This is a genomic window from Roseovarius halophilus (ex Wu et al. 2025) (assembly GCF_047086965.1).
Window position 1 is genome coordinate 57,951 of the sequence record NZ_JBKOTX010000010.1, and the last position, 9,199, is coordinate 67,149.

9 protein-coding genes are annotated in these 9,199 nt (G+C 63.3%); 2 read left to right on the forward strand and 7 right to left on the reverse strand.

What is annotated here, in order from left to right:
- Positions 1–6: 6 nt before the first annotated feature.
- From ACH107_RS03605 to ACH107_RS03635, 7 genes are all read right to left on the reverse strand, one after another.
- On the reverse strand, positions 7–657 hold the full coding sequence (locus ACH107_RS03605) for an ATP-binding cassette domain-containing protein (protein ID WP_412504681.1): 651 nt from the start codon (positions 655–657) through the stop codon (positions 7–9).
- The gene (locus tag ACH107_RS03610) at positions 650–2,377 is read right to left on the reverse strand and encodes an ABC transporter permease (RefSeq protein WP_412504682.1); all 1,728 of its coding nucleotides are present in this window, start codon (positions 2,375–2,377) and stop codon (positions 650–652) included. Before ACH107_RS03610 ends, ACH107_RS03605 begins: the two co-directional genes overlap by 8 nt.
- 33 nt (positions 2,378–2,410) lie before the next feature.
- A complete protein-coding gene (locus tag ACH107_RS03615) occupies positions 2,411–3,640 on the reverse strand; it encodes an ABC transporter substrate-binding protein (RefSeq protein WP_412504683.1) in 1,230 nt (409 codons plus the stop codon).
- Positions 3,641–3,651: 11 nt separating this feature from the next.
- Positions 3,652–4,743 (reverse strand): hypothetical protein, encoded by a 1,092-nt coding sequence (locus tag ACH107_RS03620; protein WP_412504684.1) that lies wholly within the window; start codon positions 4,741–4,743, stop codon positions 3,652–3,654.
- 227 nt (positions 4,744–4,970) lie between these two features.
- Positions 4,971–5,510, reverse strand: a complete 540-nt coding sequence (locus tag ACH107_RS03625) for an adenine phosphoribosyltransferase (RefSeq protein ID WP_412504685.1) — start codon at positions 5,508–5,510, stop codon at positions 4,971–4,973.
- A gap of 122 nt (positions 5,511–5,632) precedes the next feature.
- On the reverse strand, positions 5,633–6,505 hold the full coding sequence (locus ACH107_RS03630; RefSeq protein ID WP_412504686.1) for an S-methyl-5'-thioadenosine phosphorylase: 873 nt from the start codon (positions 6,503–6,505) through the stop codon (positions 5,633–5,635).
- A gap of 555 nt (positions 6,506–7,060) precedes the next feature.
- Positions 7,061–7,666 carry a flavin reductase family protein gene (locus ACH107_RS03635; RefSeq protein ID WP_412504687.1) on the reverse strand — a complete coding sequence of 202 codons (606 nt, stop codon included), beginning with the start codon at positions 7,664–7,666 and terminating at the stop codon, positions 7,061–7,063.
- 81 nt (positions 7,667–7,747) lie between these two features.
- Here ACH107_RS03635 and ACH107_RS03640 point away from each other — a divergent pair, with 81 nt between their 5' ends.
- Complete coding sequence (locus ACH107_RS03640) at positions 7,748–8,233, forward strand: GNAT family N-acetyltransferase (RefSeq protein WP_412504688.1); 486 nt, start codon at positions 7,748–7,750, stop codon at positions 8,231–8,233.
- A 50-nt stretch (positions 8,234–8,283) separates the two neighbouring features.
- Positions 8,284–9,066: an EcsC family protein gene (locus ACH107_RS03645; protein ID WP_412504689.1), complete on the forward strand. Its 783-nt coding sequence runs from the start codon at positions 8,284–8,286 to the stop codon at positions 9,064–9,066.
- Positions 9,067–9,199: the final 133 nt, after the last annotated feature.

Sequence of the window (9,199 nt, forward strand, 5' to 3'; positions counted from 1 at the left end):
TGCCTGTTACGCTATCAAGTGAACACGGCCTTCGGCGGCCTCAGCGTCGGAATGGTCATGCGTGACCTGAAGCACTGGCAGTGATCTGGCCCGTGCTTTCTGGAAGACCAGCTCGCGCGTTTGCTGGCGCAAATCCGTGTCAAGTTTCGAAAAGGCTTCGTCCAGCAGCAGGGCGCGCGGCTCCGACATCAACGTGCGTTGCAACGCGACGCGCGCCCTTTGCCCGCCGGACAGGGTGGCAGGGTCGCGGTCGGCGAACCCGTCGAGGCCCACCTCGGTGAGCGCGTCCTCAACATGCTTCTGCCGCGCCGCGCGTCCTTTGATGGACGGTTTCAATCCGAACGCGAGGTTCCCTCCGACCGACATGTGCGGGAATAGGTGTTCGTCCTGAAAGAGGATCCCGACATGGCGCGCCTCCGTTGGCAGATCTGTCACGTCCCGTCCGCCCAGCAGGACGCGGCCGTACATGGTGAACTCCCGTGCCAAGGTTCCGGTGATCGCGGCAAGAAGGGTCGATTTTCCCGAGCCCGACGGCCCCATAACCGTGAGCACCTCGCCGGGCTCGATCGTGTCGTTCAGGCTGATCAAGGCGGTACTCTCCAGCTTGATCGTGACGTTCCACAGGCAGAGGCCGAGTGATGCAGGGCTGTCAGCCATTGAGCAGTCCTTTCCGGTTGCGCCAGATCACGCGCGGCAGGATCATCGCCACCGCGAACGGCACGAATGCCGCGGCCATCTGTGCAAGGGCATGCACGGCGATGGCGCGTCGGTCCCCGCCGGAAGCGAGCGCGACGGCTTCGGTGGTCAATGATGTCACGCGGCCCCCGCCGACAAGAAGCGTCGGCAGGTATTGTCCTACCGAGACGGCGAAGCCGATCGCGACGGCAACCAGTACCGGCCGAAGCAACATCGGAAGTCGCACCGCCCAGAGTACCTTGCCGGGGCTGGCGCCGAGTGCACGGGCGACGGTACCCTGTCTTGTATCCCAGGTCCGCCACGGATCAGATAGCGACAGGAACACGTAGGGCAGCACGAATATGAGGTGTGCGAGGATGACAGCGATGCGTTCGCTGTCGAGGCCAATCGCGATCGAGACGGTCTGGACGCCCCCCAGAAATGCAACCTGCGGAACGATCAACGGCAGATACAACAGCCAGATTGCGCGGTTGGCAGGGCGCAGGCCATGTCTGTATTCGGCTTCGAGGCAGCCCAGAACAAGCAGAACCGCGCACAAGGTTGCCGTTCCCGCGATCAGGAGGGTCTCGATGGCGGGCTCGACCAGACGGGGCCCGAACCGCTGCCACGAACGCAGGGAAAAGCTGTCGGGCATGACATCCGGGAATTGCCAGAAACCGGCCATTGACCAGACCATCTGTCCGGCCAGCCCGGCAATGAGCAATACCGCCGTCAGGAAACCGAGCATCAATGCGATGGCGCGCACCGCCGCGTCAACGCCCGGGTGGCCGCGGGCGCCGGACCGTATCCATCCTTGTCCGAGGCGGCCAATGAGGATTTCGGCCAAGCGCCAGAAGCCGAGGCCGGCGACGATCAAGGCCAGTTGTAGCATCGCCCCGGCAGCGGCTTGCAGCCGGAAGGCGAGGTCCGGATCATTCATCCAGCGAACGACCTGCACCGCGAGCGTGGGCGGCGTGTTCGGGCCGAGTATGATCGCCACGTCAACCACCGACATGGAAAACGCCAGAACCGCGTAGACCGGCAGGCGGATCTGGGAATAGACGATTGGAAACACGGTCTTGAGCCAGCCCGACACGCGCGCGTGGCCCAGTGACTGCGCCACGCGCAGGCTGGCCGCGGGACGGGCCTGGGTGAGGGCCGCCAACGTCATGAGAAGAAGGAAAGGCACTTCCTTCATGACCAGCCCGGCGATCATGCTCAAACCGGCAGGGTCCTGCAGCACCAGCAGGTCGGGCGGCTGTTCGAGACCGGTCACCCAAGGTGAGAGCGCGCGCAGGATCCAGCCGGAAGGCGTTACGAGAAAGGCAAAGCCGAAGGCGGCCGCTGCATGGGGAACCGACAGAAGCGGCGACAAGAGCCTTTCCATTACCCGAAACGCGCCTGTTCCGGCCCAGCCCGCGCAGACAAGGATGACGATGAGCAATGAAAAGGAGGTCGCGGCGAAACCCGACCAGATGCTCAGCAGTACCGCGGAGGGCAATCCCGGCCAGTCAAGAAGGGCGCGCATCGGCTCGAGCGTCACGCGGGTTGGGCCTACCGCGGGCATCAAGCCGAATGCCGGGGCAAGCGTGCCAGTGAGGCCCGCTACCACCGGCCCCAACATGACCAGAAGTGTCAGTCGGGGCACCCATGCAAGATAACCGGCGCGTGGCCCGTCGGTACGTGACGCCGATGCCGGCATGTCACCTGTCATCGACGGCCGGACCCGTGCCTGTCATTGCCCGGTGCCGAAACGTGCGATCCAGTCATCCTCCAGGCTCACCATCCAGCTCGGGTGCGGTTCGGGCAATGTTTTTCCCAGCTCGGCGGGGGCGAGTGTCGCCTCGCCAAGTTCGATAGCGTCAAAGAGCGCGCGATCAGCGGCGGTGAGCTTGTCCATCGCCAGAACCGTCCCGTTGCCCCAGATCGCCGGGTCCTGTTTCTTGGCTTGCGCTTCCGGTGAGAGCAGGAAGTTTGAAAGCACAAGCGCGCCTTCCTTGGCATTCGCATTGTACGGGATTGCCACGAAACTGGCGTTGCCGATCGTCCCGCCATCAAGGACATAGGTCCGAACGGATGGCGGCAATTCGAAATTGGCGATCGCGTTGGCCGGCTCGTTGGGATCGAAGCTGAGGGCGAGGTCGATTTCACTGTCGGCCATCAACTGGATCAACCGCGGGCCCGACTGCGGGTAGGCTGCGCCGCTGCGCCACAGGTTCGGTGTCAGGTCCTCGAGATAGGCCCAAAGCGGCGCCGTGACCTTTTCGTAATCCGCTTCTTGCACGGGCCGTTGCAGCACCGATGAATCGGGGGCAAGCTCGATCAGGGCCTGCTTGAGGAAGGTGGACCCGAGGAAATCGGGCGGCTGTGGGTAAGCAAACCTGCCCGGATTGTCGCTTGCCCAATCACCGATTTCCGATATGGAACGCGGCGGTTCCTGCAGCCGCGCGGTATCGTGGTAGAAGACGAGCTGAGCCATGCCCCAAGGTGCCTCAAGCCCGTCCGTCGGTACTGTGAAATCCGAGGTTACCGCCGGTTTCCCCTCGACATCGACATACTGCCAGTTCGGCAATTCTTCGGCCCACGGACCGAAAAGCAGGTCGCGCTCTTTCATCGCCGCGAAGTTTTCCCCGTTGATCCAGACGAGGTCAACCGCGCCGCCCGAGTCCTTCCCGGCAGATTTCTCCGCGATGACGCGGCTGACGGCATCCGCCGTGTCCTTGAGCTTCACGTGTTCGACGGCAATCCCATGGCGCTCGGCCATCCTGTCGGCGACCCAAGCGATGTAGTCATTGGTGGCGTTCGAGCCGCCCCACGCGTGCCAGTAGACCGTCTGACCCTCGGCCGCGCGCGTGACGGCGTCCCAATCGGCCGGGTCTGGCGCGCCGTCCTGTGCCGCCAACGAGGCGGGCACCGAGGCCGCTACAAGAAGCGTGGCCAGATGTCTGATCAGGTCCCGTATCATGTCGTTTTTCCCTATTTTGCATTTTGCAGCAGGCGGTCCGCAAGCTCATCGAATTCAGCATCGACATGCGCGGCCGTGCCCGGTTCAAGGTAATGATCAACGCGCCCTCGTACATGCTTGATAAGAGCGATTTCGCTGTTCTGCGCGGCCCAGTCTTCACCGCCTGTCGCACTCGCGGGGTCGCGGTCCGAAAGGACCCGCCATTTGGCGCACCATGTCATGGACCATAGCCACATGGCGCGTCGTAGTGGCAAAATCCATGCCAATTGGTTTTCTCGCCCGGTTTCGGGAAGGCGGTCCAGCCAGTGCAAGCAGGCTCCAGCCGTTTCCGCGGCGCTCAGGACGGCTTGCGTGTGCGTATCCCATGTTGTCGAGGTGTACAGCGTGGCATGTGCAAGATCGAGCGGCGCGGCGCTGTAGCGCGCTTTCTCGAGGTCGACCAGAAACGCATGCCCAGTTGCGTCGATCAGGAAATTCCCCGGATGCGCGTCGAAAGAGATCAGACTTCGCGGGGGGCGTTCTTCGCGCTCAGCCAGCGTCTTCAGCCGCGCGATATTTTTTTCAAGGATTTGCCGCGTGGTGTCGTGTACCCCGGCGGGCGTCACAAAGCCAGATTGCGCAGCGATCTCGTCAAGCAGGCCCTTCAAAGGGTCCGAAGGCGTCAATAGCGGCTCACGCGCGTCTTCATCCGGGAGCGGCAGCCGGTGAATGGCGGCCAATGCATCCATGATCGCCGGCAGGTCGCGTGGCAAGCTCGCGGCGCGGCCGCTGATTTTCTCCACGATCAGGCCGCCGCGTGGCAGTGCGACGGATGGCGGCAGGACCGAATGTAGCCGCGGCGCGTGTCCACTTTGACTTGCGCGGTCAAAGCAGGCGGTCTGATAGGCGAGGTTCTCCTCCGCGCTCAGGTTCATCTGGCTCTGTTTGGGAATTCGCGCGATCCATCCCGTGCCGGGCAACGTGAGGTGATCATGCGCAAGCCCCTTGTCGGGCATCAATCTCGGCGTGATCCCGGACAGTTCGGTCTCTTCCAACGCTTGCCGCAGCGCGGGTATCAACGCGTCGCGACGCGAGCCGGGGGGTGCAGGGGCTTTTGTTGTCATCCGGTTATTGCCTCGCTGGATCAGGAGCGATTGTTATGCCCCTGATATTCAAGGCATCGACCGTATTTTTCCGGTTTCTCCCACAACAGCGGCTTTAAGCCGTATGCTGCCTGGTGAAAAATCAAATTTCTGTTAGGCAACGGTGCCGATCAGCGCGTCGGGGCGGATGGCGGGAATCCTCAGCGGCGTGGTGTCAGGCAATAAGATCGCCGACGCGGGACACCGCTTCAAGCACCATCAAATTCGCAAAGCGCGTGCACGTCCATGCCGAGTCCTTCCAGCTTGTCCCGTCCGCCCAGTTCTGGCAGGTCAATCACGAAAGCACACCCCGTGATTTCGCCGCCGAGGCGTTCGATCAGCTTTATCCCTGCCTGCGCCGTCCCGCCGGTGGCCAGCAGGTCATCCACGAGCAGGACGCGTTCCCCGGCCTCGATGGCGTCGTCATGGATTTCGACGACCGCTTCCCCGTATTCCAGCTGATAGTCTTCGGATATCACCGCGCCCGGCAGCTTGCCTTTTTTCCGAATGGGGACGAACCCGACGGATAACTGGTGGGCGACGGCCCCGCCGAGAATGAAGCCGCGTGCCTCCAGGCCGACGACCTTGTCTATTTCCAGCCCTGCATAAGGATGCAGCATCTGGTCGATTGCCATCCGGAACCCGCGGGCATCGGCGAAAAGCGTCGTGACATCGCGGAACATGATCCCTTCATGCGGAAAATCCACGATTGTCCTGATGTAATCCCTTACTGTGCTGGGCTTGGGCATGGTCGTCCTCGATTGCTGCGTGCCGGCGAATGGTGTCGCGCATCGGGGCACGCTATTCAAGGGTCATGAGGGTACGTCACTGGCGAGAGCGCTCTGCACCGGGGGTGCAGGGGCGCGGCATCTCATGCCAGTATCCGCCCCGCGACGGTCGCCAGGCGCGCGACAAGCTCGGGGTCGCGTTTTTCCGGGGCCGTCAGGATCGCGTTTTCCAAGGCCCGGTCGCAGCCATGACAGCAGCGTGCGCGCTCACCGCTCAGCCGTGCCGGCAGGCCGGCCACCATCGCGCGGCCGTTGTCGGCATTGCCGTTGAGGGTGGCGATGATCTGCGTGACATCCACTTCCCCGTGCTGTGGATGCCAGCTGTCATAGTCTGTGATCATGGAAATGCTGGCATAGCAAAGTTCCGCTTCGCGCGCCAACTTGGCTTCCGGCATGCCGGTCATCCCGATCACATCGCATCCCCACTGTTCGCGGTACATGGTGGATTCGGCCAATGTCGAGAATTGCGGCCCCTCCATGGCCAAGTAGGTACCGCGGCGGTGGACCTTGACCCCGGCAGCGTCTGCGGCGCTGGCGCATGTATCGCTGAGCCGCGGACAGGTCGGATGCGCCATGCTGACATGGCCCACGCAGCCGCTGCCGAAAAAGCTGCTTTCCCGTGCAACGGTGCGGTCGATGTACTGATCCACCACGACGAAGTCGCCGGGTGCCATTTCCTCGCGAAACGATCCGCAGGCCGAAATCGCGATGACATCGGTGACACCAAGCTGTTTCAGCGCATCTATATTCGCGCGATACGGTACCGATCCGGGGCTGTGGACATGCCCGCGGCCGTGACGCGGCAGAAACACCATGCCGATATCATCCAGCGTGCCCGTAAGGACCTCGTCCGACGGCGCCCCCCATGGGGTGGGGACATGCCGCCAGTGCGCGTTTTGCAAGCCTTTGATGTCGTAGACGCCGGAGCCGCCTATGACCCCCAGAATTGTCCTCATGCGCAGCACCTCTTGCCATCCTGATCAAACGAAATGCCAAGAATTCGTCGCATGCAAGAATTCTTTGAATTTTGAACTTGATAACAAGCGTGCCCGCTTGGATCTTGAGCTCAGGTTTCATTTATGTTCGACGGTTTCTTAATCCCCGACTGGAAAACGAATGGTGGGCATGTGCCATCTCACGTGGCTGACTGAGGCGCTGATGGCGCGTCCGACGACCTGTTTCTCGAATTCCCGTGGCAAGTCGCCTGTCGTTGATCGACGTGTTCTGAGAGCGGTTACCACCATCAATTGCAATGGTTTACGTTGGTCTGGTGCGCCTGTGGAATGCGGCACTCACGAGGCCCGTTATAACGGCTGTAAGCAATGGCGGTGATGGCAAACGCCACCGGTCATAGTGCCTTCGCGATCAGCGGCATTGACCCTGATAATGGCTGGCTTGCGGGCCGAAAATCGCGACGAGAAGACCGTGCAGCGCGGATCATGTGTCGGCGATACGGCCATGCGGGGCAAAGCACGAGTGTATGCCCGTGCAACGGAGACTGTACCGGGGTGTCAGGAGTCAGGCCGTGGCATCCTGAAAACGTCGCGGATAACCGCATAATCCTGATACCCCATTCGTGCGAGCGGATTGAAACGTGTCACGTCGAACTTGCCGTCAACGATGCAGTCGTCGCGCATGTTTACCCCGGTGACCTCTCCAAATACCACGAAGTTGGCCGCACCGGGCAGCTCGACGATCTGCGTGAGCTTGCACTCCAGCGACGCGGGGGCGTAGGCCACGCGGGCGCAGTCGATGGTGTCGCACGCCGCCTTGTCGATGCCGGCATCGACAAACTCGTCGACATCCCGCGCCCATGCGCCGGAAGTACGGTTCATCACCGTTTTCATGGCTTCCTCGACGATGTTCACGCAGAAGACACCGGTTTCGCGGATGATGGCAACGCTGTCCTTGGTTCCGTCGCGATCCGGCTTCGCGGAGGTCGAGGAGAACATCACCTGAGGCGGGACATACGCGACCGCGTTGAAAAAGGAGTAGGGCGCGAGATTGTCGTGCCCGTCCGCATCGCGTGTCGATATCCATCCGATGGGCCGGGGCGAGACGATCGCATTGAACGGATTGTGCGGCAGGCCGTGACCCTCGGCCGGTCTGTAGAACATGGTGCGCCTCGCGGAAGTCGTTTGTGCCAGTCGTAACGCCGTGCTACGCGCTTTGCCACTCGATTTTACAAGGATTTCCGCGTGTTCACCCTGCACCCCGAAACAGAGGAGGACTGGTGGGAGGTCGAGGCCCTCTACGACCTGTGTTTCGCGCCGGGGCGCGAGGCGCTGTCGTCCTATCGGCTGCGCGACGACGTGCCGCCGGTGGCGGGGCTCAGCCTAGTGGCACGTGATGAAGCCGGTATTCTGGCCGGTGCGATCCGGTATTGGCCGGTGCGGGTGGCCGGACGGCGGGTGCTGCTGCTGGGGCCGGTTGCCGTGCACCCCACCCATCAGGGCGAAGGGCTTGGCGGGTCTCTCATCCTCGACAGTCTGGACCGCGCGGCCGCCGCGGGCTGGACCCGGGTGATGCTGGTGGGCGACGCGCCGTATTACCGGCGGTTCGGATTTCGCCGGCTTGACGGTGTCGAGATGCCGCCGCCGACGAACCCGGCACGTGTGCTGGGACTTGCGCTTGTGCCGGGGGCTTGGGTCGACACGCGCGGGAAAGTGACACGTGACGCTTGAAAAAACGGTTAAACTGGCGGCCCGAATCGTGGTGAGGAGGCGCGGAGCCCTTGGAAATTCTCGATACATCGCCGGATCAGGCCGAAATAGACGCCCGCCTGCAGGCCTTGGCAGAGCGCCATGCGCGCGCTTCGAACGCCGGGATCCAAGTGCTCAACCTGATCGGGGCGCAGGCCGAGGGGCTGCTTGACAGGTTGCCCACACAGGTGCGCGGCCGGTTGGGCGAGGTGACCCGGCAGTCGCTTTTCGCCGCGATGGACACCGCACACAGGTCCCGCGGGGTGGTAGGCGACAATCCGGGCTGGATGAGCCGCGCGTTGACGACGGCAATGGGCGCGGCGGGCGGGGTCGGTGGCTTGCCGAGCGCCATGGCAGAGTTGCCGATGACGACCACGGTGCTGCTGCGCGCCATACAGGATGTCGCGGTGGAGCATGGATTCGACCCCGAAGAACAAGGGGTTAGGTTCGACTGCATCCAGGTCTTCGCCGCGGCCGGGCCACTGGAGAACGACGACGGGGCGGACCTTGCATTCCTGAGTACGCGGTTGACGGTGACGGGCGCGGCGATGCAGGCGCTGATCGCCCGGGTGGCGCCACGGCTGGCGACCGTTCTTGGCCAGAAGCTGGCCGCGCAGACGGTGCCCGTGCTGGGGGCCGCGGCGGGGGCGGCCACCAATTACGCCTACACGAGCTATTACCAGAACATGGCACATGTGCATTTTGGCCTGCGCCGGCTTGCCATCGAGGCGGATCGGGATCACGCCGACCTGTTCGCGGCGTTCCGGGGCAACGTGACCGGCGTGCCGGGGGTGGCGGGCACGGACCGGGGATAGGGTTCTTCTGCACGGGAAAACGCGGTTCGGCGATGCGTCGGTTACGCGGCTGCATCGCGCCGGCGTGACAGATGGGGTCGCGGGCGGCTGCCACCGCGCCCTGTCCGCCCCGGCGGGCCGCGCCCACCGGTCC

What these genes read in the sequence shown, in the direction of transcription:
- ACH107_RS03615 (WP_412504683.1), bottom strand. Translation starts at nt 3,640, where the DNA reads ATGATACGGGACCTGATCAGACATCTGGCCACGCTTCTTGTAGCGGCC.
- ACH107_RS03605 (WP_412504681.1), bottom strand. Translation starts at nt 657, where the DNA reads ATGGCTGACAGCCCTGCATCACTCGGCCTCTGCCTGTGGAACGTCACG.
- ACH107_RS03610 (WP_412504682.1), bottom strand. Translation starts at nt 2,377, where the DNA reads ATGCCGGCATCGGCGTCACGTACCGACGGGCCACGCGCCGGTTATCTT.
- ACH107_RS03620 (WP_412504684.1), bottom strand. Translation starts at nt 4,743, where the DNA reads ATGACAACAAAAGCCCCTGCACCCCCCGGCTCGCGTCGCGACGCGTTG.
- ACH107_RS03630 (WP_412504686.1), bottom strand. Translation starts at nt 6,505, where the DNA reads ATGAGGACAATTCTGGGGGTCATAGGCGGCTCCGGCGTCTACGACATC.
- ACH107_RS03625 (WP_412504685.1), bottom strand. Translation starts at nt 5,510, where the DNA reads ATGCCCAAGCCCAGCACAGTAAGGGATTACATCAGGACAATCGTGGAT.
- ACH107_RS03635 (WP_412504687.1), bottom strand. Translation starts at nt 7,666, where the DNA reads ATGTTCTACAGACCGGCCGAGGGTCACGGCCTGCCGCACAATCCGTTC.